27 protein-coding genes are annotated in these 23,173 nt (G+C 64.0%); 15 read left to right on the top strand and 12 right to left on the bottom strand.

Annotated features, from left to right (window positions below):
* Positions 1-54: 54 nt before the first annotated feature.
* From AC1DZ8_RS08975 to AC1DZ8_RS08985, 3 genes are all read right to left on the bottom strand, one after another.
* Positions 55-558, bottom strand: a complete 504-nt coding sequence (locus tag AC1DZ8_RS08975; protein WP_477305597.1) for a hypothetical protein — start codon at positions 556-558, stop codon at positions 55-57.
* A 173-nt stretch (positions 559-731) separates the two neighbouring features.
* Positions 732-1,031, bottom strand: a complete 300-nt coding sequence (locus AC1DZ8_RS08980) for a hypothetical protein (RefSeq protein ID WP_477305595.1) — start codon at positions 1,029-1,031, stop codon at positions 732-734.
* The gene (locus AC1DZ8_RS08985; protein WP_352557606.1) at positions 1,009-1,281 is read right to left on the bottom strand and encodes a DUF4242 domain-containing protein; all 273 of its coding nucleotides are present in this window, start codon (positions 1,279-1,281) and stop codon (positions 1,009-1,011) included. Before AC1DZ8_RS08985 ends, AC1DZ8_RS08980 begins: the two co-directional genes overlap by 23 nt.
* Before the next feature lie 240 nt (positions 1,282-1,521).
* Between AC1DZ8_RS08985 and AC1DZ8_RS08990 the strand changes: the two genes are divergently transcribed.
* On the top strand, positions 1,522-4,110 hold the full coding sequence (locus AC1DZ8_RS08990; protein ID WP_477400723.1) for a helix-turn-helix transcriptional regulator: 2,589 nt from the start codon (positions 1,522-1,524) through the stop codon (positions 4,108-4,110).
* An 84-nt stretch (positions 4,111-4,194) separates the two neighbouring features.
* On the opposite strand, the gene AC1DZ8_RS08995 is transcribed toward AC1DZ8_RS08990, so the two are convergent.
* Positions 4,195-4,767, bottom strand: a complete 573-nt coding sequence (locus AC1DZ8_RS08995; RefSeq protein ID WP_477305759.1) for a TetR/AcrR family transcriptional regulator — start codon at positions 4,765-4,767, stop codon at positions 4,195-4,197.
* 239 nt (positions 4,768-5,006) lie between these two features.
* On the opposite strand from AC1DZ8_RS08995, the gene AC1DZ8_RS09000 reads away from it, so the two are divergent.
* Positions 5,007-5,969, top strand: coding sequence for an alpha/beta fold hydrolase (locus AC1DZ8_RS09000; RefSeq protein ID WP_477305590.1), 963 nt, complete (start codon positions 5,007-5,009; stop codon positions 5,967-5,969).
* 68 nt (positions 5,970-6,037) lie between these two features.
* Here the strand turns inward: AC1DZ8_RS09000 and secA are convergent, their stop codons facing one another.
* Positions 6,038-8,770: a preprotein translocase subunit SecA gene (gene secA, locus AC1DZ8_RS09005; protein ID WP_477305588.1), complete on the bottom strand. Its 2,733-nt coding sequence runs from the start codon at positions 8,768-8,770 to the stop codon at positions 6,038-6,040.
* Between the two features lie 243 nt (positions 8,771-9,013).
* Between secA and AC1DZ8_RS09010 the strand changes: the two genes are divergently transcribed.
* Positions 9,014-9,931, top strand: a complete 918-nt coding sequence (locus tag AC1DZ8_RS09010) for a peptidylprolyl isomerase (protein ID WP_477305586.1) — start codon at positions 9,014-9,016, stop codon at positions 9,929-9,931.
* A 72-nt stretch (positions 9,932-10,003) separates the two neighbouring features.
* Here AC1DZ8_RS09010 and AC1DZ8_RS09015 read toward each other — a convergent pair whose 3' ends face one another.
* From AC1DZ8_RS09015 to AC1DZ8_RS09025, 3 genes are all read right to left on the bottom strand, one after another.
* Positions 10,004-10,948, bottom strand: a complete 945-nt coding sequence (locus AC1DZ8_RS09015) for a glycosyltransferase (RefSeq protein ID WP_477305584.1) — start codon at positions 10,946-10,948, stop codon at positions 10,004-10,006.
* A gap of 25 nt (positions 10,949-10,973) precedes the next feature.
* Positions 10,974-11,558, bottom strand: a complete 585-nt coding sequence (locus AC1DZ8_RS09020) for a TetR/AcrR family transcriptional regulator (RefSeq protein WP_477305757.1) — start codon at positions 11,556-11,558, stop codon at positions 10,974-10,976.
* A 112-nt stretch (positions 11,559-11,670) separates the two neighbouring features.
* Entirely contained in the window at positions 11,671-12,819 is a 1,149-nt protein-coding gene (locus AC1DZ8_RS09025; protein WP_477305582.1) for a caspase family protein, read from the bottom strand.
* On the opposite strand from AC1DZ8_RS09025, the gene AC1DZ8_RS09030 reads away from it, so the two are divergent.
* The 6 genes from AC1DZ8_RS09030 (at position 12,806) to AC1DZ8_RS09055 (ending at position 16,223) form a co-directional block, all read left to right on the top strand.
* Positions 12,806-13,123 (top strand): hypothetical protein, encoded by a 318-nt coding sequence (locus AC1DZ8_RS09030; RefSeq protein WP_477305580.1) that lies wholly within the window; start codon positions 12,806-12,808, stop codon positions 13,121-13,123. The genes AC1DZ8_RS09025 and AC1DZ8_RS09030 overlap by 14 nt on opposite strands.
* Positions 13,065-14,306 (top strand): bifunctional glutamate N-acetyltransferase/amino-acid acetyltransferase ArgJ, encoded by a 1,242-nt coding sequence (gene argJ / locus AC1DZ8_RS09035; RefSeq protein ID WP_477305578.1) that lies wholly within the window; start codon positions 13,065-13,067, stop codon positions 14,304-14,306. Before AC1DZ8_RS09030 ends, argJ begins: the two co-directional genes overlap by 59 nt.
* Positions 14,307-14,335: 29 nt before the next feature.
* A complete protein-coding gene (locus AC1DZ8_RS09040) occupies positions 14,336-15,085 on the top strand; it encodes a GNAT family N-acetyltransferase (protein WP_477305755.1) in 750 nt (249 codons plus the stop codon).
* Positions 15,082-15,501: an 8-oxo-dGTP diphosphatase MutT gene (gene mutT, locus AC1DZ8_RS09045; protein ID WP_477283384.1), complete on the top strand. Its 420-nt coding sequence runs from the start codon at positions 15,082-15,084 to the stop codon at positions 15,499-15,501. The genes AC1DZ8_RS09040 and mutT overlap by 4 nt, the downstream gene beginning before the upstream one ends.
* A gap of 97 nt (positions 15,502-15,598) precedes the next feature.
* On the top strand, positions 15,599-15,913 hold the full coding sequence (locus AC1DZ8_RS09050) for a hypothetical protein (RefSeq protein ID WP_477400726.1): 315 nt from the start codon (positions 15,599-15,601) through the stop codon (positions 15,911-15,913).
* Positions 15,914-16,040: 127 nt separating this feature from the next.
* Positions 16,041-16,223, top strand: coding sequence for a Flp family type IVb pilin (locus AC1DZ8_RS09055; RefSeq protein WP_477309668.1), 183 nt, complete (start codon positions 16,041-16,043; stop codon positions 16,221-16,223).
* A gap of 12 nt (positions 16,224-16,235) precedes the next feature.
* Here AC1DZ8_RS09055 and AC1DZ8_RS09060 read toward each other — a convergent pair whose 3' ends face one another.
* The gene (locus AC1DZ8_RS09060; protein ID WP_477309649.1) at positions 16,236-17,108 is read right to left on the bottom strand and encodes a methyltransferase domain-containing protein; all 873 of its coding nucleotides are present in this window, start codon (positions 17,106-17,108) and stop codon (positions 16,236-16,238) included.
* Positions 17,109-17,163: 55 nt separating this feature from the next.
* Here AC1DZ8_RS09060 and AC1DZ8_RS09065 point away from each other — a divergent pair, with 55 nt between their 5' ends.
* From AC1DZ8_RS09065 to AC1DZ8_RS09085, 5 genes are all read left to right on the top strand, one after another.
* Entirely contained in the window at positions 17,164-17,949 is a 786-nt protein-coding gene (locus AC1DZ8_RS09065) for a ComF family protein (protein WP_477309669.1), read from the top strand.
* 28 nt (positions 17,950-17,977) lie between these two features.
* A complete protein-coding gene (gene grxC / locus AC1DZ8_RS09070) occupies positions 17,978-18,256 on the top strand; it encodes a glutaredoxin 3 (RefSeq protein WP_477309650.1) in 279 nt (92 codons plus the stop codon).
* Between the two features lie 2 nt (positions 18,257-18,258).
* A complete protein-coding gene (locus AC1DZ8_RS09075; protein WP_477309651.1) occupies positions 18,259-19,125 on the top strand; it encodes a carbon-nitrogen hydrolase family protein in 867 nt (288 codons plus the stop codon).
* The gene (locus tag AC1DZ8_RS09080) at positions 19,122-19,547 is read left to right on the top strand and encodes a DUF1178 family protein (RefSeq protein ID WP_477309652.1); all 426 of its coding nucleotides are present in this window, start codon (positions 19,122-19,124) and stop codon (positions 19,545-19,547) included. Before AC1DZ8_RS09075 ends, AC1DZ8_RS09080 begins: the two co-directional genes overlap by 4 nt.
* 131 nt (positions 19,548-19,678) lie before the next feature.
* A complete protein-coding gene (locus AC1DZ8_RS09085) occupies positions 19,679-20,224 on the top strand; it encodes a hypothetical protein (protein WP_477309653.1) in 546 nt (181 codons plus the stop codon).
* A gap of 4 nt (positions 20,225-20,228) precedes the next feature.
* Here the strand turns inward: AC1DZ8_RS09085 and AC1DZ8_RS09090 are convergent, their stop codons facing one another.
* On the bottom strand, positions 20,229-20,714 hold the full coding sequence (locus tag AC1DZ8_RS09090) for a MarR family winged helix-turn-helix transcriptional regulator (RefSeq protein WP_477309654.1): 486 nt from the start codon (positions 20,712-20,714) through the stop codon (positions 20,229-20,231).
* A gap of 117 nt (positions 20,715-20,831) precedes the next feature.
* On the opposite strand from AC1DZ8_RS09090, the gene AC1DZ8_RS09095 reads away from it, so the two are divergent.
* The gene (locus AC1DZ8_RS09095; RefSeq protein WP_477309655.1) at positions 20,832-21,722 is read left to right on the top strand and encodes a DMT family transporter; all 891 of its coding nucleotides are present in this window, start codon (positions 20,832-20,834) and stop codon (positions 21,720-21,722) included.
* Positions 21,723-21,727: 5 nt separating this feature from the next.
* Here AC1DZ8_RS09095 and AC1DZ8_RS09100 read toward each other — a convergent pair whose 3' ends face one another.
* The gene (locus AC1DZ8_RS09100; protein WP_477309670.1) at positions 21,728-22,069 is read right to left on the bottom strand and encodes an MmcQ/YjbR family DNA-binding protein; all 342 of its coding nucleotides are present in this window, start codon (positions 22,067-22,069) and stop codon (positions 21,728-21,730) included.
* A 20-nt stretch (positions 22,070-22,089) separates the two neighbouring features.
* Positions 22,090-22,839: a bifunctional 2-polyprenyl-6-hydroxyphenol methylase/3-demethylubiquinol 3-O-methyltransferase UbiG gene (gene ubiG, locus AC1DZ8_RS09105; protein WP_477309656.1), complete on the bottom strand. Its 750-nt coding sequence runs from the start codon at positions 22,837-22,839 to the stop codon at positions 22,090-22,092.
* Positions 22,840-23,173 lie beyond the last annotated feature (334 nt).

A 23,173-nucleotide genomic window follows, 5' to 3' on the forward strand; every position in this document is an offset into this window, starting at 1 on the left:
GGGGAAGGCCGGGCACCGGATGCGTCCGGTGCCCGAGGTGCTACAAGGGGAGCGTTACATCCCCTTCATCGCGTCGCAGGACACGTTCGGGTTCATGTCAGCGAAGGCGCCGGTCGGGTTCTGTTTCCAGGCCCAGACATGCAGTTCGTAGAACGGGCCGAGGCCGTAGCGGTTGGGGGCGCTGTTGAAGTTGAACAGCTGGCCTTCGAGCGAGGCCGGGCCCTTCGAGGTGATGTATTCGACCGCTATCAGCTTCAGGCTGCCGTCGGCCATCGGCTCGTACATCACCGCCTCGGGCTTGGCGACATCGACGGCATCGTCCTTGAGATAGGCGCCGTTGACATAGTGGATGCCCATCGCGCCGCCGGTGATGCCGCTGGCGCAAGGGATCGGGGCGTAACCTTCGGCTGTGGCAGCCGCCACATTTTCGAAACGGCTGTTGGCGGCGCGCACCTTTTCGGCCAGCGCATTGGCGTCGTGCGCCTGGGCGGCGGCACCGGCCGCGATCGAGATGGCGGCCAGGGCCGCGAAGCGTGTCGTCCAAAGAGTTATGGTCATGGTCATTCCATTCGTTTGTTGGCGCTTGAGGCGACGGCGACCGGTCGGGCCTGCCGAAACGCCAGCGGCGTTGGTTTAAGGATTGGGTGAGAGGGCTTGTCCGTCCCGGTTCATGGGATGGTTATGCAACTCCGGTTGCCGAGCTTCCGGCGCCGCTAAAACCCCGTGCAAAATCAACGATCCCAAAAGTAGTATTGCCAATATTCCTGCGGCACTTCCCGTTCCGAGAGCCCGATGTCACGCCTCAGATAATCGCCTTCCGGGGGCAGGCGCCGCCTTTCAGACAGATACGCAGGCAGCTTCGTCGCGAACCGCCATAGACGGCCGAGCAGGGAGTGGCCGGTATGTCCCAGGACAGGCCCGGTTTCACCGACCGGCAGGCCATCAGGCAGTTCGTCATGGCCGCGAACGGCAGTTTGATGCTCATCATTGTCGCGACCGAACGCCGGGTCAGAGGTAAAAGTAAGGGTCAAGAACCCGCACCTCCGTGATCTTGTCGACGGGCAGCGAGTTTTTCTGGGCGGTGCTGCGGATCGCTTCGGGCGAGGGCGCGTCGTAGATGCAGAAGCTGCGCTTCTTGTCGGGCGTGACGAAGGACTGGATCCAGGTGACGCCTTTCTCGGCATTGCGCATGACGACGCCGCCCACCGCGCTGGCGCCGATGTCGGTCATCGGTATGTTGAGGCCGTCCGGAAATGTGCGTTCAATCAGATAGCGAGGCATGGAAGGCTTCCTTTTCCATTGATTCACGCTCGATCGGAGCGCGGCTGGACGTTGACCACGCCGGCCCGGCCCGCGCATCGGAACGATTCCCCATATTTGGCGGGACGATTCCCTATATTGGCGTCGTTCTTTGTGGGAAGAGGCACGGCAATGTGTGCAAAGTCACATTGCGGCGCTCTCTTCACGGGCTATCGTGAGCGGCCCGCCATGGTGGGAAAACTCCGATCATACGAGACGATGATGATGCTTCTGGAACGGCAGATGCAGCTGCAGCAACTGGAGACCTTGCTTGGCGATGCAATCGGCGGTCATGGCCGCGTCGCGGTACTGGCGGGGGAGGCTGGCGCTGGCAAGACGGCGCTCGTCGAGGCGTTCGCGGCCCGTGTCGGGCAGAGTGCGGCGACGTTGCGCAGCGCCTGCGAGGATCTGTCGATCCCCGATCCGCTAGGCCCTCTCTACGATCTGGCCCGCGAGGCGCAATGGGCACTGCCGCGCGCCATCGACGCCCGGCATGGGCAGAGACTGCCGCTGTTTTCAGATGCGCTCGACGCCTTCGCGGCAAAGGGACCGAGCCTGCTGGTGATCGAAGACCTGCACTGGGCCGACGACGCGACGCTCGATTTCGTGCGCTTCCTTGGCCGGCGTATCGCCAACACCCAGATTCTGCTCCTGGTGACCGCGCGCAACGATCGCAGCGAAGCCCAGGTCAGGGTCCGCCGCGCGCTGGGCGAAATCCCGGCCGGCAGCGTGGCGCGCATCGAGGTGCCGCTGCTCAGCGAGGCGGCCGTTCTGTCGCTGGCCGATGCGGCGGGGCGCGATGGCGACGCCATCTACCGGGCGACCGCAGGCAATGCTTTCTTCGTCATCGAATTGCTGTGCGCCGAAAACGAAACGGCGTTGCCGGCAAGCGTGCGCGACGCGGTGCTGGCGCGGGCTGAGCGGCTGTCGCCAGGGGCTCGCGCAATGCTCGACGCGGTGTCGGTGTTTCCGCGTCGCGCCGACGCCTGGGCCTTGCAGGGCCTGTGCGGCGTGGCCAGCGCCGGCCAGCTGGCCGAATGCGTCGCCAACGGCCTGCTCGACGATCTCGGCGACGGCTACGCCTTCCGCCACGACATTGCGCGGCGCGCCATCGAAATGATGTTGACGACGTCGCACAGGCGGCAGTTCAACCAGCGTGCCTTGGCTGCGCTGCTCGAAAATGGCGACGTCTCCACGGGCCGTCTGGTGCATCATGCGGTCGAGGCGCACAATCTGGCGGCGGTGCGCGAACTGGCGCCGATCGCGGCGCGCGAGGCGTCGCGCGTCGGCGCCCATCGCGATGCCGCCGGCTACTACGAGATCGCCTTGCAGCAGGCCGACAGCCTGCCGGCCACGGAACGCGCGGAACTCTACGAACGACATGCCTTCGAATGCCACCTCATCGGCAAGATCGCCGACGCGCTCGCGTCGCAGGAACAGGCACGCCGGCTGCATCAAGCCGACGGCAACAGGCTGAAGGAAGGCGACAGCCTGAGATGGCTTTCGAGGCTGAGCGAAATGGGCGATGACCGCGCCGCCGCTGCCGCCTTCGGCGCCGAAGCGGTGGCGATGCTGGAAGCTGCTCCCGCCGGTCCGGAACTGGCCATGGCCTATTCGAACCTCTCCCATCTGGCGATGCTGTCGGAGAAGGTGGAGGACACGTTTTTCTATGGCGAGAAGGCGGCGGCGCTGGCCGAGCGGATGAACCGGCCCGACATCGCTTCGCATGCGCTCAACAATGTCGGCTGCGTCGAGCAGTGGCTGGATCCGGCTGCCGGACGCCTGCGCCTCGACCAAAGCCTTGAAATCGCACTTCAGGGCAATTTCCAGGAGCACGCCGCGCGCGCCTTTACCAACCGCGCCTGTTTCGAGATCACCCAGATGAGCTACGACGCGGCACGCCCGGTGCTCGAGAGCGGCATCCACTATTGCACCGAAAACGACCTCGGCACCTGGCGTGACTATCTCAGAGGCATGCTGGCCGATGTTCAGCTGCGCCAGGGCCAATGGGACGAGGCCGCCGCGACAGCAACCGACGTCATCGACAATGAGCGGACAACGACGGTGGGCCGGCTCCCGGCGCTGCTGGCACTGGCGAAACTGCGACTGCGGCGCGGCGATCCGTCGGCCGAGCCACTGTTTGCGGAAATGGCGCGGTTTGTCGGGAGTGGTGCAGACCTGCAGATGCTGAGTTCATACGCAGCGCTGATGGCGGAGCAGGCATGGCTGGGGCTGACCGACAAAGAGGAGGCGCTGGCGCTGATCGCCCGCGCCGAAACGCCGGTGCGCTCGCGCGCCCATGTCGGCGAACTGGCGCTGTGGCGAACATTGCTCGCTCCCGACATGCCGGCCGGCGACACTGCCGATATGGCGACCCCCTACCGGCTGCTTTTGACCGGCGACTGGCGTTCGGCTTCGGCACTCTGGGCCGACTTGAATGCCCCATACGAACGCGCTCTTGCGCTCACCCTTGGCGACGAAGAGGGGCAGCGGCTGGCACTGGAGATATTCGATGGCCTGGGGGCAAGGCCGGCTGCGCAGCGGCTGCGCGAAATCATGCGCAGGAGCGGCATTGGCGGCATCGCCCGCGGCCCACGCCGCTCGACGCGCGCGAACCTCGCCGGCCTCACGTTGCGCCAGATGCAGGTGCTGCAGTTGATCGAACGCGGTCTGTCCAACAAGCGGATCGCCGAGCAGTTGACGATTTCGCCGAAAACGGTCGATCACCATGTCTCGGCCGTGCTGGGCAAGCTGGACGCGGTGTCGCGCGGTGAAGCGACGGCGGCAGCGCGCGATTCAGGGTTGTTGTGAGAAGCTTGTTCCAAAGTTTCGACTGAGAGGTCAGCGATCCTTCGCGCCCCCCGACCTAGTCTAGTCGAGCGCGGCCGCAGGCAATCACGGCATGAGGCCGGTGGCGCGATACGCCCTGATCGTTCGATCATAGATGCCGATGTCCTGGCAACCGCGCGCCACGAGCTGTGCTCCCTCGATGGCGGCGAAGATCGCCATCGCGTGGTCGCGCAAATCCTGCTCGCTCGCCGCAGGGTTTGCCTGCGCCAGAACCTGGGTGATCCAGCCGACATTCGTCTCGGCAAACTTGTCGACCTCGGTTCGCACCTCCGTGGGAAGGTCGGCGAGTTCCGCGCTCATCATCCCGCACAGGCACATGCGATTGTCATTGGCCAACGCCGAGCGAAAGATTTCCGTATATCTGTCCATGCGCCAGGTCGCGTCGCTGGAATTTGCAAGCAGCTCCGACAGATAGTTGGCCCCATCCTCGGTATAGCGACGCGCCAGCGCGGCCCCCAGGTCGCCTTTGGTGGGGAAGTGATAGTGCACGCTGGCGCTCTTGATCCCGACCTCTTTGGCAAGCTCGCGAAAGCTGAGGGCGTTGTAGCCATGCGCCTGCACTGTCGCTTTTGCGGCCGCCATAACCGCCTCGCGCATGTCAGTTTTCGTTTTAGCCATCTTCATCCTCTGTCTACCACTCGATAGATAGTTGTTGACGCAGAGAAAGGAAAGGCCTAACTGCTGTGTCGTTACCTACCTATCGATAGACAGCTAAAGGACCTTTCATGACAATCCTTGATCGCCCCGGCTTCTGATTCCACTCCGAACTTTTCTGCCAACCACCGGGCAGACCGGTTCTTCTCCCGACCATTCACCAATCCCGCCGCCGCAAGCGGCCTCTTTTCACGGAGTTCACCATGTCCACGATCTCGACACCTGACAGCGCTTTCCGGCGCAACCTCTTGAAAGGCGTCGCCGCTGGCGTCGGCGTTGCCGCTGCCAGCGCCGGTGCTGCCGGTGCAAAAACCCTGGTGCCGGCAAATGCCGGCGAGCCGACAGCGAACCATCTGACCACCAAGGACGGCACCAGCCTCTACTACAAGGATTGGGGCACGGGACCGGCAGTCGTCTTCAGCCACGGCTATCCACTCTCCTCCGATGCATGGGAGGACCAGATGTTCTTCCTGCTGCAGAACGGCTATCGGGTCATCGCCCATGACCGTCGTGGCTTCGGACGGTCAAGCCAGCCGGCGAACGGTTACGATTACGACACGTTCGCCGACGATCTGGCACAACTGGTCAATGCGCTCGACCTCCGCGAGGCGACCTTCATTGGTCATTCGATGGGCGGCGGCGAAGTCGCCCGTTATGTCGGACGCCATGGCCAGGGCCGCGTCGCCAAGGCCGCCTTTGTCTCCGCGGTGACGCCATTCCTGCTCAAGACCGAGACCAATCCGACGGGGGCGCCCAAGGAGGTGTTCGACGGTTTTCGCGCGGCTGTGCAGGCTGACCGTTCGCAATGGAATCTCGACGTCACCATGCCGTACTACAGCTTCAACCGGCCGGGCGCGAAGATCTCCGAGGGCTTGCGGCGAAACTACTGGCGGCAGGGACAGGCAACCGGGCTGCTCGCCGCCTATCACGCACTTGGTGCCTTCTCGGAAACCGATTTCCGCGAGGACCTCAAGAAGATCACTGTCCCCGCGCTTGTGGTGCACGGCAGCGACGATCAGATCGTCCCGCTGGAGATCTCCGGGAACCTGACCGCCAAGCTCATGCCGCAGGCCAAGCTCGTGGTTTACGAGGGTGGGTCCCACGGCTTGCTTCACGTCGATAAGGACCGACTGAATGCCGATCTGCTGACGTTCCTTCGCAGTTGACGCCGCCTGCCTTCAAAAATCGGGGCCGGCCCATAACCGGCCCCGACACCCTAGTCTAGCGGTCGAAATCAGGCAAACGCGCCGTGGCAGTGTTTGTATTTCTTGCCGGAGCCGCAGGGGCAGGCTTCGTTGCGGCCGACCTTGCCCCATGTCGCCTGGTTGTTCGGGTCGCGGTCTTCGGGAGCGACGATGGCGTTGCTCTCCTGGCGGACCAGAAGCGCGGTCTCGCCGCCGCCGAAATCGTCCTCGCCGGTGGTGCCGTCAATGTGGCTGCCGAACATGTCGGGCGCCTCGGGCGGCGGCGCTTCGGCGGCCTGGCGAACCAGTTCGACGCGCATCAATTGCGCGGTGACGGCCTGGCGCAGATTGCCGAGCAGCGCCTGGAACAGCTCGAACGCCTCGCCCTTGTATTCCTGCAGCGGATCGCGCTGGGCGTAGCCGCGGAAGCCGACGACCGAACGCAGATGGTCGAGATTGACGATGTGCTCGCGCCACAGATGGTCGAGCGTCTGCAGCACCACCGAGCGTTCGACATAGCTCATCACGTCGGGGCCGAAGCGCTCGGCGCGCTCCTTGGCGGCGGCGTCGGCGGCTTCGGTCAGGCGCTCGCGGATGTCGTCCTCGGCAATGCCTTCTTCCTTGACCCAGTCCTCGACCGGCAGGTCGAGATTGAGGAATTCGGCGACCTCGGACTTGAGGCCGGCGACGTTCCACTGCTCGGCATAGGCGTTTTCGGGGATGTTCTTGGTGACGATCTCCTCGATGACACCTTCGCGCATCTCGGCGATCGTCTCCGAGAGGCCTTCGCCGTCCATCAATTCGATGCGCTGCTCGAACACCACCTTGCGCTGGTCGTTCGAGACGTCGTCGTATTTCAACAGGTTCTTGCGGATGTCGAAGTTGCGCGCTTCGACCTTCTTCTGCGCCTTTTCCAGCGCCTTGTTGATCCACGGATGGATGATCGCCTCATCTTCCTTGAGGCCGAGCTTCTGCAGCATGCCGTCCATGCGCTCGGACCCGAAGATGCGCATCAGATCGTCCTGCAGCGACAGGAAGAATTTCGAACGGCCGGGGTCGCCCTGGCGGCCGGAACGGCCGCGCAGCTGGTTGTCGATGCGGCGCGATTCATGGCGCTCGGTGGCGAGCACGTAGAGGCCGCCGGCGGCCAGCGCCTTGTCCTTCAGGCGCTCGACATCGGCGTTGATTTCCTTTTCGCGCGCCTCGCGCTCGGGGCCGGCGGGCATGTCGCCCAGTTCGTCCTCGATGCGCATCTCGGCGTTGCCGCCAAGCTTGATGTCGGTGCCGCGTCCCGCCATGTTGGTGGCGATGGTGATGGCGCCGGGCTTGCCGGCCTGGGCGACGATGGCCGCCTCGCGCTCGTGGTGGCGGGCGTTCAGCACCTCGAAATCCTTGAAGCCTTCCTTGCGCAGGCGCTCGGCCAGCTGCTCGGATTTTTCAATGGATGTGGTGCCGACCAGCGTCGGCTGGCCCTTGGCGCGCGCTTCCTTGATTTCCTTGACGATCGCCTTGTACTTCTCCTCGACCGTCCGGTAGACCTCGTCGTCCTCATCCTTGCGGATAACCGGCAGATTGGTCGGGATCTCGGTGACTTCGAGGCCGTAAATGTTGCCGAATTCCTCGGCCTCGGTCAGCGCCGTGCCGGTCATGCCGGACAGCTTCTTGTAGAGGCGGAAATAGTTCTGGAAGGTAACCGAGGCCAGCGTCTGGTTTTCCGGCTGGATCGCCACATGCTCCTTGGCTTCGAGCGCCTGGTGCAGGCCTTCCGAATAGCGGCGTCCCGGCATCATGCGGCCGGTGAATTCGTCGATGATGACGATCTCGTCGTTACGGACGATGTAGTCCTTGTCCTTCTGGAACAGCCGGTGCGCCTTAAGCGCGTTGTTGACGTGGTGAACGATGGCGACGTTCTCGACGTCATAGAGCGACTCGCCCTTGAGCAGGCCGGCCGCGCGCAGCAGGTTTTCCAGCTTCTCGGTGCCTTCCTCGGTGAAGATCGAGGTCTTCTGCTTCTCGTCGATCTCGTAGTCGACCGTGCCGAGCTGCAGCATGAAGGCGTCGATGGTGTTGTACATTTCCGAACGGTCCTCGAGCGGACCGGAAATGATCAGCGGCGTGCGCGCCTCGTCGACCAGGATGGAATCGACTTCGTCGACGATCGCGTAATTGTGGCCGCGCTGGACCATCTGGGCGCGCTCGTACTTCATGTTGTCGCGCAGATAGTCGAAGCCGAGCTCGTTGTTGGTGGCATAGGTGACGTCGGCGGCGTAGGCGATGCGGCGCTCCTCGTCGGAGAGACCGTGGACGATGACGCCGACCGAAAGGCCGAGGAATTTGTAGACGCGGCCCATCCATTCGGAGTCGCGGGTGGCGAGGTAGTCATTGACGGTGACGACGTGAACGCCCTTGCCGGCAAGCGCATTGAGATAGACCGGCAGGGTGGCGACCAGGGTCTTGCCCTCGCCGGTGCGCATTTCGGCGATGCCGCCATTGTGCAGCACCATGCCGCCGATCAGCTGCACATCGAACGGGCGCATGCCGAGCACGCGGCGCGCCGCCTCGCGGGCGGTGGCGAAGGCCGGTATCAGCAGGTCATCGAGGGTGGCGCCGTTGGCGATGTCCTGGCGGAATTTCTCCGTGCGAGCCTGCAGCTCGGCATCGGACAGCGCCCGCATCTCGTTTTCCATGGCGTTGATCGCCTCGACACGCGGCCGGGTCGCCTTGACGCGGCGATCGTTTGAGGAGCCGAAAACCTTACGGGCGAGACCGCCGAGACTGACCATCCAATGGTCCTTTCGATAGAATTCTCAATCTTGAGACAGGCGCCGGCCGGCCCCATCAATTCCGCGTGAAACGCAGACAAACGCAAAAAGCGCCCGGAAAACGGTTCTGGACGCAAAGTCGTTGGACAGATAAGAGGGGGCTCAACTGATGTCAACGCCGCGTTAGCCCTATGGGCAGCGCCAAATTCCGCCACAATCCGGCTGATCTGCAAGCCCGACCAATCCCCCTTGGAGTTAATCTTGATGTCCTTACTGTTTCGCCGTGCGTCGCTCGCCAGCCTTGGCCTGGTCTTCGGCCTGTCGGCTCTTTCGCTGTCGCCTGTCCTGGCCCAGGAAGCCGCTCCCGCCCCGGCCGATGCTGCAGCGCCAGCCGCCGCACCCGTCGACCCCAATGCGGTGATCGCCACCGTCAATGGCGAGAAGCTGACCGAGGCGGACCTTGGGCTTGCCGAGGGTGAACTGTCGCAGCAATTCGCGCAGTTGCCGCCCGAGCAGCGCCGCGCCGCCGCCCTTTCTGCAGCCATCGAGATCCGCGTCATGGCCGCCCAGGCGGTCGCCACCGGGCTCGACAAGGATCCCGAATTCCAGCGCCGCATGGCGTTCCTGCAGCAGCGCGCGCTGCATGGCGAGATGGTCGAGAAGGGCGTCGTCGACAAGGTCACCGACGCCGAGGTGCGCGCCCGCTACGACCAGGAAATCGCCAGCACGCCGCCGGTCAATGAGGTTCATGCCCGTCACATCCTCGTGAAGACGAAGGAAGAGGCCGAGGCGATCATCAAGCAGCTCGACGGCGGCGCCGATTTCCAGAAGCTCGCCAACGAGCACACCAGCGATCCCTCGGGCAAGACCAATGGCGGCGATCTCGGCTGGTTCGGCCCGGGCCAGATGGTGCCGGAATTCGACAAGGCGGCATTCGCGCTCGACGTCGGCAAATACACCAAGGAGCCGGTGCAGTCGCAGTTCGGCTGGCACGTCATCAAGCTCGAGGACAAGCGCACCAAACAGCCGCCGGCGTTCGACGACGTCAAGGACCAGGCCAAGCAGGCGGTCATCCGCGACAAGTATTTCGCGCTGGTCAAGCAGCTGCGCGGCGCCGCCAAGGTCGAAATCCCTGATGCCAATTTGAAGAAGGCCGTCGACACGATGGAAGCCGGCAAGTAGGCCAGCGTCGAAAAGCATACAAAAGGGCGCCGTTCGGCGCCCTTTTCGTTTCGAGCCTTGGCTGGCGGAAAGTCAGCGATAGTGGGTGGAGGCCTTGAACGTCGCCGGATCGCCTGCGGCAAGGGCACCGGTGAATTCGGGGATGCGCACCAGAAGCATCATCGCCCAGAACAGCGGCCAGTCCGTCCAGCGGCAAAACGCCGTGCCGACGGCCTGCGCCGTCTGGCGGTTCTCCTTGAAGGACGTTTTCACCGCCCGCCAGGCGAGGGCCAGCCTTGAGCGCCGGCCTTTCGTCAGCAGATCCATGCGCGCGTATTGGTAGCCCTTGTTGCGCCTGACATCCCAGACGAAGCCCAGGCCCTCATAGGCGTGGATCGAGACCGCCTCGGGGGCCACTTCCATGGTCACGCCATCCCTCAGCATTGCGTGCTGCCGAAGATGGGAGGAAACGAAGGGTCCATGATCGGCTTCGAAGCGATAGCGTTCGAGAACCGGCCGCCGGTACAAAGCGCCATTGTTGCTGACATGGATGATCTGGCCGCTACGGTTGCGGCGTTCGATGAAGCCGCGGTCGAGCAGCGACATCACCCGCATCATCATGGTGTCCTTGTCGTAAGTGGTGCGGCCGGAAATCGCATCGATCGTCGGATTTTTCACGACCGCTTCGTAAAGGATCGCCAGCCATCCGGGCCGTGTCAGGCAATCGGCCTCGACCACGGCGACGAGGTCCTGGCGGCAATAGGCGAGTGCTGCGTCTTTCAGTTGCGAGGACTCGTCGCTGTCATGCGTCGCGACGATCACCGAAGGGCAGGAAAAGGCCGGTTTTCCAGACAGTTCGGCCTCGATTGCCGATGCGTGGCCATGCGGCAGCATGATGATGATTTCAGCCGGAACGCCGCGCGCATCCTGCGCATAAGCGCGCACTGCCCGGCGCAGTTCGTCATCGCCATCTTGTGTCAGATAGTCGGAAACGATGATCAGGCTGACGGGCAGAACCGGCACGGCGTTTTCGGTCAAGTCGCCCCCCGGCGGTTGTCGGCGATCAGCCCGAGATGCCCGATATCACATAGCGGACGGTGGCACGGATTGTAACCTCGTCTTCGTCGAGACGGTTGGTCAAGAGGTGCTTCCAGGCATAGGAAGCCACGAGGTCGGCGACCAGCGCCGCATCGATATCGGCGGCAACCTCGCCTCGCGCCCTGGCGCGCTCGATGATCCGGGCGGTGTGGGACCGACGTCCATCGGCATAGCCAGTCAAGGCCACGGCCGCCGCTTCATCCGACTGCGCCTCGGCGATCAGCGACCGGAACACGCTGCCCGAGGATGTGTCACGCCAGTGCGCGAAGAGGTTTTGGAGGAAACCGACGAGATCGTTTTCGAGATTGCCGGTATCGGGGACGGCGACGCGCTTTTGCCGCTTGTAGACTTCCAGCAACAAGGCCGCCTTGCTCGGCCACCAGCGATAGATCGTGGGCTTGCCGGCGCGTGCCCGCCGCGCGACGGCCTCAATGGAGAATCCGGCGTAGCCGGCCTCGACCAGCACAGCCTCCGCGGCTTCGAGAATGGCCTCGGCGCTGTCGGGATTGCGCCGCGCCCCGATCGATCTGCGCGCCGGATCCTCGCCCATGTCTGTCCTCGCCAACACTTTCGCCGGCAATATAGGTGAGCCGGAACTCAAACGAAACGGCCCGTTTCCAGCGACTTGTGGAAGCAGGCCCGTATTCGCCCCTGGGGGGACTTCAGTTCATCGCTTGCGAGGTTTCCGAGGCGATCCGCCATTGGCCGTCGCTTTTGACAAGGCCGAGCGTGACCTTTGCCTTGCCGGTCATACGCGCCACCGATTTGTTCTTCGGCTGATAATCATAGCTCATCGCGAACACGGCTTCGGCGCGGTCCTCGCCCTGCGACGTCACGTCGAGGCTGCCGGGTTCGAGGCTGAACGACCAGGAGGCAAATTGCGCGAACCAGTCGGTCTTGAGCTTGATGACGGCGTCGCTGTCGTAGCGCGTGCCGAAGATGGTGGCGGAAGGGGCATAGAGCCGCTTGACGGTCTCGCCGATCGCCGCGGCATCGGGCGCCAGATAGTCATCGCGCAGGAATTTCTCGATCGCGGTCTTGTCGTCGCCGACGGAGCGTTCGAGCGCCACGACCTTTGTCTCGGGTGCCGGAGCGACCGGGGGCTTCTGTGCAACCGTCTCGCCGCCGGGCACGAATTCAAACCGTTCGAGCAGCGAACCCTGTTCCCAGGGGCGCTGCCCCTCGCGGGTTTCGGAAACCACGTCGCGGCGCACCGCGATCATCATGTCGTTGATGCTCTGGCCGGGTTCGGCCATGTGCCGCAGCAATGCGGCGGCAAACGGCGAATTGCGTCCCGTTCCGTCCATGGCGACGGCACCTGGGCCCGTCGAGAAGGCGATGAAGGAGCCGCGCGTCGAGTCGAACTGCGCAAGGCCGGCAATCGCCGTCGCCGAGCGCGTGGTGGCGGTGCGGCTCAGGCTGCGGGCAAAGGGATTGTTGCGGCAGGCATCGAGAAACACCAGGCTGACCTTGGTCTGCTGTTCCATGATGTCGAGGACTTCGTCGATCGGCACGGCTTCGAGTTGCAGCTTGACCGGCATGTCGAGCCGGGCGTCGACCGGGACGATGTAGTTGCGCCCTTCGACCTGCAGGCCATGGCCGGCATAATAGAACAGGCCGACGCCGGCGCCTTGCAGCGCATCGGAAAATTCGCCGATCTTGCGCTCGAGCTCACGCTTGCCGAGGTCGTTGCCCTCGATGACGTCGAAGCCGATCGAGCGCAGCTTGCCGGCAATGTCGAGGGCATCGTTGACCGGATTGGCGAGCGTGCCGGCCTCGGCATAGGTGCCGTTGCCGATGACCAGCGCCACGCGCCGTTCCGGCTGCGCATCGGCGCTCAGGAGCAAAAGCCCCATAAACGCCACCGCCAAGATCACCAGCCTGCCCATGGCCGATATCATAACGCCAGAGGCCCCGGTGACGCCAACGGATTTGAAATGCAAGCTTAATCCAAGCTGGCTTGCCGGTACCGGCGGCCAAGAAAACGCCCTTGCGCCGGGCCGTGGTATCGGGCAAACCGGCCTTCCCCAGCGTTTTCCGTCGCCCGAGGTCCCCAATGTCCGCAACGATTTCGCCGCTCGCGCCGAAGAAATATCCCAAAATGCCTGCCATTGAGGGCGTGCGCATCGCCACCGCCGAGGCCGGGATCAAATACAAGAACCGCACCGATTTGCTGGCCATGGTCTTTGACGCCGGAACTGCTGTTGCCGGTGTCTTCACGAAATCGAAATGCCCCTCGGCGCCGGTCGATTTCTGCCGGCAGAACCTTGGCGCCGGCAAGGCGCGGGTGCTGGTCGTCAACTCGGGCAACGCCAACGCCTTCACCGGCAAGAAGGGCCGCGCCTCTACCCAGCTGACCGGCGAAGCGGCGGCCAAGGCCGCCGGTTGCACGCCAGGCGAAGTGTTCCTCGCCTCCACCGGCGTCATCGGCGAGCCGCTCGACACCACCAAATTCAGCCATTTGCTGGCCGGACTGGTCAAGGACGGCAAGCCGGACCTTTGGACCGAAGCGGCCAAGGCCATCATGACCACCGACACCTATCCGAAAGTGGCGACCGCGACGGTCAAACTTGGCGACACCGACGTCATCATCAACGGCATTTCCAAGGGCGCCGGCATGATCGCGCCCGACATGGCGACGATGCTGTCCTTCATCGCCACCGACGCGCCGATCGCCGCCCCCGTGCTGCAGGATTTGTTGTCGCGCGGCACCGCCAAGACCTTCAATGCGGTCACCGTCGACAGCGACACCTCGACCAGCGACACACTGCTGTTGTTCGCCACCGGCACCGCGGCCAAGCGCGGCGCGCCGGCCATCAGCGATCCCAAGGATGCCCGCCTCGGCGCCTTCCGCCGCGCACTTGGCAAAGTGCTGAAATCGCTGGCGCTGCAAGTGGTGCGCGACGGCGAGGGCGCCCGCAAGCAGGTCGAAGTCACCGTCACCGGCGCGAAGTCGGCGCGCTCGGCCAAGCGCATCGCGCTGTCGATCGCCAATTCGCCGCTGGTCAAGACGGCGGTTGCCGGCGAGGACGCCAATTGGGGCCGCGTCGTCATGGCCGTCGGCAAGGCCGGCGAACCTGCCGATCGCGATCTTTTGTCGATCTGGTTCGGCGACAACCGTCTGGCTCATGAAGGCGAGCGCGACCCCAACTATTCCGAGGAAGCGACTTCGGCCTACATGAAGCGCGACGACATCCGCATCCGCGCCGATATCGGCATCGGCCGCGGCAAGGCGACGGTGTGGACCTGCGACCTCACCAAGGAATATGTCGCCATCAATGGCGATTACCGGAGCTGATGGAATTGGCTTCCAGGCATCCGGCAAGCATGCTCGCCATTGTGCGCCGCTACGAGGCGGCGGGTTTTCGCGCCTGGCCGGCGGCGGCCGTCCACTATGACGGCACCTGGGTGGTGCGGCTGACGGCCGGCCATCCGGCCAAGCGGCTGAACTCGGTCAATCCGCTCGATCCCGGCGATACCCAGCACATTGCCGAGCGCATCGGCCGCGCCAGCCGGCGCTTCGATGCCTATGGCAGGCCGCTGACCTTCCGCATCTCGCCGCTGTCGGGGCCGGACCTGGCCAGGCATCTCGACAATGAGGGCTGGAGCACATTCGACGAATCGCTGGTGATGCGGCTGCCGCTGGCGGACGCGCAACTGGCGCCGGCAATGGACCAGATTCCGCTGAAGGATATCAGCCGCTTTCTTGGTGCGTCGCTCAAGGTCAGCGGCTCGGATCCATCGCTTCGGCCGGGGCTTTCGGAAATCATCGGCGCCATTCAACCCGAGGTCGGGCTGTTTGCGCTCGAAGAGGGGGCCGAGCCGCTGGCTGTGCTGATCTGCGTCCATGACGGCGATCTTGCCGGCCTGTTCGAAATCGCCACCGACAAATCGGCGCGCAACAAGGGCCATGGCCGTAACCTGATCCTGTCGGCGCTGAAATGGGCCAGGCTGCGCGGGGCGCGTGAAGCCTGGCTGCAGGTCGAGGCCGGCAATGCGCCGGCGCTGGCGCTCTATCGTTCGCTCGGCTTCGAGGAGGTCTATCGCTACCACTATCGCCGGCCGCCAGGCGCATGAGCGAGATTGCTAAAGGTAAACGCCTGCTCCTGGTCGCCGCCTGCGCGCTGGTCGATACCGATGGCCGCGTGCTTCTGGCGCAGCGGCCCGAGGGCAAACAGCTTGCCGGCCTGTGGGAGTTTCCGGGCGGCAAGGTCGAGCCCGGCGAGACGCCGGAACAGTGCCTGATCCGCGAACTGCAGGAGGAGATCGGCATCGAGACCGACATACCCTGCCTGGCGCCGCTCACCTTCGCCAGCCATTCCTACGATGATTTCCATCTCCTGATGCCGCTCTTCGTCTGCCGCCGCTTTCGCGGCATCGCGCAGCCGAAAGAGGGGCAGGCGTTGAAATGGGTGCGACCAAAGCAGATGCGCGACTATCCGATGCCGCCTGCCGATGCGCCGCTGATCCAGTTCCTCATAGACCTGTTGTGAGCAGAAGCCATTTCGCGGCCTGATTTAGCCAGCGTTAATGGAAGATTTATCTCGTCGTGAAAAATTGCGGCAAAGCGGATTCGCCGGGAGCGATTGCATGAGCCTCGACAGGGAGTGGGATTCGATCCGGCCGGATCGCAGCTTTCGCGCCGCCAATGCCGGCATGAGCATATTGCGCATCACGTTGCTGTTCGGCTCGGCGGCGGTGGCGCTGACCCTGATTGCGGTCCCCATCCTCGACAAACAGATGCGATCGACCAGCCGCGATGCTGTTGCAAACGGCCTGGACACGATGAGCACCGGTTCGATCGGCTCGCGCGCCACCTATACGCTGCGCAGAAGCGTGCTGCAGCCCTCACCCAGTTCCGTCTGCATCATCCGCGCCGACGGCCGGCGCAGCGGTGACTGCTGACGAAGAAGGTGAACAAAAGCTTATTGATTTCCTTAACGCGGGCCCCGTTTCATCGCCTGTTAAGCTTATGCCGTTAACCTTTCTTAACAGGTCGGCGGTATGGTCGTGGCAAGAGGGATCGACGATCATGAAGACATTGTTGCAGCGTTTCTTGGAAGACGAAACAGGCGCCACGGCCATTGAATATGGCCTGATTGTCGCCGTGCTGTCGCTTGCCATCGTCGGCGGCGTCGGCAAAGTCGGCAATGCGATCCAGTTTCTGTTCAGCGACACCAACAGCAAGCTTGCCAACGCCTTTGCCGAGCACTGATCCGGAGCTAAGTCACCGCCCGCCGGGATTTTCCAGTATCGTCTTCAGCGAGACCTTCGCCGAGCCCGGTTTCAAGGGCTTTTGCTGCGAGGCATCGGGTGCCCAGCCCGACATCCAGACAACAGAGAAACTTGCCCTGATCCGACCGTCGGCGTCCGAAAAGCGTTCGGCATAGATTTCGGCGGCACGGGCAAACAGCTTCCGCGCACCCGGCCGCCGGCTGCGATCGGTCAGCGCGCTGGTTTCGCCCATCGCCCTGAGATCGGCGATGAGGTTGAAAAGGGTGTCGTAGCGCACGGTAACCGTTTCGACGTCGGCCACCGGCAGCGCAAGGCCGGCGCGCTGCAGAAGTGCGCCGGCGTCGCGAACATCGGTGAAGGGGATGACACGCGGGCTGGCGCCGCCATAAAGCTCGGTCTCGGCGGCTAGCAGGCTTTCGCGCAGTTCTGAAAGCGTGCCGGAGCCGGCGAAAGCGCCGAGGAAAAGCCCGTCGGGCCGCAGCGCACGGCGGATCTGCACCAGCATGCCGGGAATGTCGTTCATCGCCTGCAACGACAGCAGCGAGACGGCGAGGTCCAGGCTTTCAGGCGGAAACGGCACGGTCTCCAGCGGTGCCAGAAGCCCTGGCTGGCCGTCCAGAAACGCTGCGTCTGCCTCGACGCGCACGATCTCCGCTGCCTTGCCGCTTGCGGCAACCACGTCCGTTGCGTCCGGCGTCTGGCAAAACAGCACGGCGGCCTTGCCGAACCGGCGTTCGACCGCGCCGAGCCGGTCGGCTAGGTCTTCCGCTGCCCGCCGCATCAGAAAATCGGCGCCGGCCACGGGATGGCCCAATGCCCGGCGCTTGTGTGCCAGCCAGAGCTCTGTATCGATGATGGGCTGCAAGGCAAACATCCCTGTCTGTCCGCCTTGTGATATCGTGGCGCGGACGACAAACCACGTGGCCGATCCGGTGATGGAGATCAAGAGCCTGGCTCAAACGATGTTGGACTGGCCGGCACGGGTGCTGTTCCCGCCGGTCTGCGCCGGCTGCCGCAGGCATGTCTCGCAGCCCGGCGTTTTATGTGGCGCCTGCTGGCCCAAACTCAGGCTCCTGGAGAGGCCGTGGTGCGCGGTGATGGGCACGCCATTCACCCACGACATGGGCGAGGGGTTCCTGTCGGCCGAAGCGATCGCCGATCCGCCGCCTTTCGAGCGGGCGCGGGCGGCCGTGGCCTATTCGGGTGTCGCCCGACAGATGGTGCAAGGGTTGAAATACCAGGACCGCACCGATCTCGCGCCATGGATGGCGCGCTGGATGCTGCGCGCCGGGGCCGAACTGATCGCGGACGCTGATGTCGTCGTGCCGGTGCCGCTGCACTGGCGGCGCTTTTTCAGGCGCCAGTTCAACCAGTCGGCGGAACTGGCAAGGGCTGTTTCGCAGCTCAGCGGGTTGCGTTTCTCGCCCTCGGCGATCCGGCGCGTCAAACTCACGCGCCAGCAGGTCGGGCTGGAGCGGCAGGAGCGCGAGGACAATGTGCGCGCCGCCTTCCGTGTGCCGACGGAAGCGGAAATCGAGATCGCCGGCCGCCGCGTGCTTCTGGTCGACGATGTCTACACCACCGGCGCCACTGTGCGCTCGGTCGCCAAGGCACTGAAAAAGGGCGGCGCCGCAGGGGTCGACGTGCTGACCTTCGCGCGTGTCCTGCCGGGGGACTTTCGGGCCGACGAGTCCGCGACTATATAAGATCAGGGAAAGACAGGATTGCAGGCTGATGCTCGATGTGACGATCTACACCCGCATGATGTGCGGCTATTGCGCGGCGGCCAAGCGGCTGCTCGACCGCAAGGGTGTCGCCTACACCGAGCATGACGCATCCTTCTCGCCGGAATTGCGCCAGGAAATGATGTCGCGGGCGCACGGGCGGACCACCTTTCCGCAGATTTTCATCGGCGACACCCATGTCGGCGGTTCCGACGAACTCCATGAACTGGAGGCGCGGGGGCAACTGGACAGGCTGCTTGCCGACGGCTCGACGACACAGAGGGCATGACGATGGGTGTTTTCAAGGCGGCGGCGATCCAGATGCGTTCAGGCGAAAGCCCTGAGCGCAATGCGGTCGATCTGGAGCGGCTGGTGCGCGAGGCGGCAAGCCTGGGTGCTACCTACATCCAGACCCCGGAAATGACCGGCGCGCTGATCCGCGACAAGGAAGCCAGGGCTGCCTCCTTCACTTCGGAAGACAAGGACATCATCGTTTCGACCGCGCGCAAGCTCGCCAGCGAACTCGGCGTCTTCCTGCATATCGGCTCGACCGCCATCCTGCGCGCCGACGGCAAGCTCGCCAACCGGGCGCTGCTGTTTGGGCCGGACGGCGCCACGCTTGCCACCTACGACAAGATCCACATGTTCGATGTCGATCTCGACAATGGCGAGAGCTGGCGCGAATCCGCTGCCTATGAACCGGGCACCGAGGCCGTCGTCGCCGAGATCGATGGCGCCAGGCTTGGCTTTGCAGTCTGCTACGATCTGCGCTTTCCGCAGCTGTTCCGCGCCGAGGCGCTGGCCGGCGCCGACCTTTTGTCGGTACCCGCCGCTTTCACGCGCCAGACCGGCGAAGCCCATTGGCATGTTCTGCTGCGGGCCCGCGCCATCGAGAACGGCGCCTATGTCGTCGCCGCGGCGCAAGGTGGTGTGCACGAGGACGGCCGCGAGACCTATGGCCATTCGCTGATCGTCGATCCGTGGGGCCGCATCATCGCTGAAGCGGCGCACGCCGAGCCTGGCGTGATCGTCGCCGAGATTGACACCGCACAGTCATCGTCCGCGCGCAAAAAAATCCCCAACCTCAAGAACGCGCGCGATTTTGCCGTCAATGCCGGCACGGCAGAAGTGCCGCGGCTGAGGGGCGCAGCCTCGTGATCCGTTTTGCCCTGATCTGCGAGCATGAACACGAGTTCGAGGGCTGGTTTCGCAGCAATGACGATTTCGACACGCAGAAAAGGCGTGGCTTCGTCGATTGCCCGAGCTGCGGTTCGCACAAGGTGCAAAAGGCACTGATGGCGCCGGCGGTCTCCACCGCCCGCAAGCAGGAAACGATTGCGCTGGCCATGGGCGAAGCGCAGAAGCAGGCGCTGGCGCAGCTGAAGGCGATGGCCGAGAAGGTGCGCGAGAATGCCGATTATGTCGGCGACAAATTCGCCGAGGAGGCGCGCAAGATCCATTTCGGTGAAATCGATCCGCGCGGCATCTATGGCGAGGCGACGCTGGACGAAGCCAAGAGCCTCGCCGAAGACGGCGTCGAGTTCATGCCGATCCCGAGCTTTCCGGAGGACCGGAACTGAATTCCAACGGAGCTTCGCGTGACCTGAAGGCAGCAGAGCCGCAACGCGGAATTAGGGGTGTCATCGATCGCCTGGCCCGCCGCGTTCTCGTCAAGCTCAGCGCTCACCACACGGTCGACGGGTTGGTGATTGTGAGCGACAAGGGCGCTGACAAGATCGTTGAGGCGCTCGGCCTTATCAGGGATTTCGACCCGGTACGCTACAAGCATATGCTGCGCGACGTCAGGCAGATTCTCGTCACGACGCTTCCATCCTCGGTTGCTCAATGGGCAGTTGCATCACAGGCCTGCGAACTGGACGAACGCTATCTTGTCCACGAAGACACGACATCCGAGCGCGTTGCATCGTCTATCGTTCATGAAGCCACGCATGCCCGCCTGATGCGATGCGGCATCGGCTATGAAGAGGCATTACGAGATCGGGTCGAGCAAGTTTGCCTGCGCCGGGAGATCGCCTTCGCCGCCAGATTGCCGACCGGACGAGGCCGGCTTGAGGACGTCGAGGCGACACTTGCCGCCATGCCCGATCTCTCGGACGAAGCGATGGCCGAACGTTACCTCGACGGTGTACGGGATGCTCTTCTCTATAACGACTTGCCCAGATGGTTTGTCGGTCTCGTCATGTCCTACGGGCGCTGGCAACACCGACGCCGTTTTGCGCGGCGGCGGGCAGGCTGACCGGCTAGACGCTACTGCCGATCAGCTTTGCAAGCAGGCCAGCTAGCGTGTCGCGTTCGGCAACGGTCAGGCCGGCGAGGATTTCGTGTTCGTTGGCAACGTGGGCGGTCAGGGCCGCATCGATCAAGGCCAGACCGTTTTCCGTGAGTTGCACGACAATGCCGCGCCGGTCGTTGGGGTGCGGGCCGCGCAGGATCAGGCCTGCTTTTTCCAGCCGGTCGAGCCGGTTGGTCATAGCGCCCGACGTCACCATCGTCGCCTCGTAGAGAGCGGTCGGTGTCAGCGCATAAGGCTGGCCGGAACGCCGCAGCGTTGCCAGGACGTCGAATTCGCCGGCCTGCAATCCGAAACGGGCAAATAGCGGTGCGAGGCGGTCGCGGGCGACCAGCGACGAGGCTTCATTCAGCCGCCCAAGCACCAGCATCGGCGAAACGTCCAGGTCGGGGCGCTCCCGTTTCCATTGCTCGACCGCCTTTGCCGCGCGATCCATTTGTCTTACCATTAAATATCTTTACGTTAAGAATCTTTGTGCTATGTTACCTCAAGATACAAGACCGGCGCAGCGCCGCAAGTGCCAATTTCGCAAGTGAGTGGACGAGACGATCCGATGAAATTTCTCTGGGAATCGGCGCTTGGCCTTCTGGTCGTCACCGGTGGCCTGCTCGGCCTGACGCTGCCGTTCGGCAAGCTGGCCACCGCGGCCGGCGTCCCGCCGATGGTCTGGGCCTTCGTCATCTCGTTCGGCGCCGGCAGCGTCCTGTTGTGTGCTTTGCTCGCCAGCGGCCAGCGCATGCGGCCCACCCCGCACCGGCTGCGCTATTTCTTCATCACGGCCGCCGTGTCCTATGCCGCGCCCAATTTGTTGATGTTTTCGGCCATCCCGCATCTCGGCGCCGGTTACACCGGCATCATGTTCACGCTGTCGCCGGTCGTTACGCTGGTGTTTTCGATCCTGCTTGGCGTGCGCCGGCCCAACATGCTCGGCATCATCGGCATCGCCGTCGGCTTCATCGGCGCGGTCATGGTGGCGGTGACGCGCGGCGAAGCCGGCCAGCCGGCTGATTTCTTCTGGGTGCTGGTCGGGCTCATGATTCCGGTCAGCCTTGCCGCCGGCAACATCTATCGCACCGTCGACTGGCCTGAAGGCACCGGCCCGATCGAGCTTGCGGTCGGCAGCCACCTGGCTTCGGCAGCGCTGCTGCTGATCGGCATTCTCGTGCTATTTGGCGTCGGCGCCTTCGCCCCGCTCGCCAGCGTGCCGCTGGTCGTCGTTGCGCAGGTTGCGTCAGCTTCGGCGATGTTCGCCTTCTTCTTCCGGCTGCAGGCGGTCGGCGGACCGGTCTATCTCAGCCAGATCGGCTATGTGGCGGCGGCCGTCGGGCTGTTTGCCGGCACGATCTTTCTAGGCGAGCACTATCAGCTGCTGACCTGGGCCGGAGCGGTCATTATCACCATCGGCGTGATCATCACCACCAAGGCACAAAGCCAGAAGGCGTGAGACGGCTAGATCTGGTTCGCGTCGAAGCGTTTGCGCAGGGTGGGCGGGGCGACGTTTCGCCAGGCTGTTCGAATTGCGCTGCGAAACGTCTGTTCGTCGCAGGCTTCGAGCGTGATCGACGTCCAGCCCTTTTGGCCCCAACCGCCGGGCACCGGCCTGAAAACCGACGGTTCGGCCGCCGCCATCATCTCTTGCTGGTCGCGGTCGAGCTTGACGACGGCGCGGCCGGCTTCGGGCAGCGACACGAAGATGCGGTTGCGGACCCGGAAGTCAGCCTTGCCGAAATGCGATTTCTCGACCGTTTCGGGAAGATCGAGCGCGAGCTTTCGGGCCCTCAGAGTATCCACGGCCGCCAACGCTCCTTCGTTCAGACCGACCCCTTCTCGGCCAGCACCATGTAGTTGACGTCCATGTCCTTGGAGCGCTGCCAGCGGTCGGCGAGCGGGTGGTAGATGACGCCGGTGCGGTCGATGACCGTCATGGCGGCGTTGCCCAGCGCCTTTTCCAGCTCTTCGGGCCGCACCAGCTTGCCGAACTGGTGGGTGCCGCGCGGCAGCCAGCGCAGCACGTATTCGGCGCCGATGATGGCCAGACCGAGAGCCTTCAGCGTTCGGTTGATGGTGGCCACGAACATGATGCCGCCGGGCTTCACCATCTCTGCGCACTTGCCGATGAACAGGTCGATGTCGGCGACATGCTCGACCACTTCCATGTTGAGGATGACGTCGAATTTCTCGCCGGAATCGGCAAGGTCTTCCGCGGTCGTTGCGCGGTAATCGACCGTCACACCGCCTTCGGCCGCGTGCAGCTTGGCCACCTCAATGTTGGTTGCCGATGCGTCGGCACCGACCACTTCGGCGCCAAGCCTGGCCATCGGCTCGCACAACAGCCCGCCGCCGCAGCCTATATCCAGGAAGCGCAGGCCTTCGAACGGCCGCGCCGCGCGCGGGTCACGGCCGAAGCGCGCCGCCACCTGGTCGCGGATATAGGCCAGCCGGACCGGGTTGAACTTGTGCAGCGGGCGGAATTTGCCGTTCGGGTTCCACCATTCGGCGGCAAGGGCTGAGAAGCGTTCGACTTCTCCGGCGTCGATCGTCGATCGGCGGGGCTCTGGCATGGGGCGGGTCTCCTAGAGCATGACCCCGAAAATCGGCTTCGATTTTTTCGGAAAGGATCATACGCAAAATCAAAGTGCTACAGCGTCCGTTGCGCGTCCGAAAGGACGCGCGGCGCTGTAGAGCGCTAGGAAGTCGGGTGCCGGGGCAAGAAAGTCAAGACGGGTTTTTGCGGCTCCTGCCAGAACCGGCCGGCGATGACGCCGCGTCGGCCGGTGTTGTCGGCCGCGACCTGTCAGCGCTTGGCCACCTGATCGCCCATTGGTGCAGCGAGGTTGCTCGCCTCTTAACATCAAATTTACGAGCCTAGCGGTTTTCCAGCGCGCGATCGGGATT

Source organism: Mesorhizobium sp. P2_F7 (genome assembly GCF_056403695.1).

Bases quoted from the DNA above. Each gene is read 5' to 3' on its own strand.
- AC1DZ8_RS09030 (WP_477305580.1), top strand. From the start codon at position 12,806: ATGACCAGCGCCACGCGCCGTTCCGGCTGCGCATCGGCGCTCAGGAGC.
- AC1DZ8_RS09000 (WP_477305590.1), top strand. From the start codon at position 5,007: ATGTCCACGATCTCGACACCTGACAGCGCTTTCCGGCGCAACCTCTTG.
- mutT (WP_477283384.1), top strand. From the start codon at position 15,082: ATGAGCGAGATTGCTAAAGGTAAACGCCTGCTCCTGGTCGCCGCCTGC.
- AC1DZ8_RS09055 (WP_477309668.1), top strand. From the start codon at position 16,041: ATGAAGACATTGTTGCAGCGTTTCTTGGAAGACGAAACAGGCGCCACG.
- AC1DZ8_RS09010 (WP_477305586.1), top strand. From the start codon at position 9,014: ATGTCCTTACTGTTTCGCCGTGCGTCGCTCGCCAGCCTTGGCCTGGTC.
- AC1DZ8_RS08995 (WP_477305759.1), bottom strand. From the start codon at position 4,767: ATGGCTAAAACGAAAACTGACATGCGCGAGGCGGTTATGGCGGCCGCA.
- secA (WP_477305588.1), bottom strand. From the start codon at position 8,770: ATGGTCAGTCTCGGCGGTCTCGCCCGTAAGGTTTTCGGCTCCTCAAAC.
- AC1DZ8_RS09090 (WP_477309654.1), bottom strand. From the start codon at position 20,714: ATGGATCGCGCGGCAAAGGCGGTCGAGCAATGGAAACGGGAGCGCCCC.
- AC1DZ8_RS09020 (WP_477305757.1), bottom strand. From the start codon at position 11,558: ATGGGCGAGGATCCGGCGCGCAGATCGATCGGGGCGCGGCGCAATCCC.
- AC1DZ8_RS08975 (WP_477305597.1), bottom strand. From the start codon at position 558: ATGACCATAACTCTTTGGACGACACGCTTCGCGGCCCTGGCCGCCATC.
- grxC (WP_477309650.1), top strand. From the start codon at position 17,978: ATGCTCGATGTGACGATCTACACCCGCATGATGTGCGGCTATTGCGCG.
- ubiG (WP_477309656.1), bottom strand. From the start codon at position 22,839: ATGCCAGAGCCCCGCCGATCGACGATCGACGCCGGAGAAGTCGAACGC.
- AC1DZ8_RS08990 (WP_477400723.1), top strand. From the start codon at position 1,522: ATGATGCTTCTGGAACGGCAGATGCAGCTGCAGCAACTGGAGACCTTG.
- AC1DZ8_RS09050 (WP_477400726.1), top strand. From the start codon at position 15,599: ATGAGCCTCGACAGGGAGTGGGATTCGATCCGGCCGGATCGCAGCTTT.
- AC1DZ8_RS09040 (WP_477305755.1), top strand. From the start codon at position 14,336: ATGCTCGCCATTGTGCGCCGCTACGAGGCGGCGGGTTTTCGCGCCTGG.
- AC1DZ8_RS09095 (WP_477309655.1), top strand. From the start codon at position 20,832: ATGAAATTTCTCTGGGAATCGGCGCTTGGCCTTCTGGTCGTCACCGGT.
- AC1DZ8_RS08985 (WP_352557606.1), bottom strand. From the start codon at position 1,281: ATGCCTCGCTATCTGATTGAACGCACATTTCCGGACGGCCTCAACATA.
- argJ (WP_477305578.1), top strand. From the start codon at position 13,065: ATGTCCGCAACGATTTCGCCGCTCGCGCCGAAGAAATATCCCAAAATG.
- AC1DZ8_RS09075 (WP_477309651.1), top strand. From the start codon at position 18,259: ATGGGTGTTTTCAAGGCGGCGGCGATCCAGATGCGTTCAGGCGAAAGC.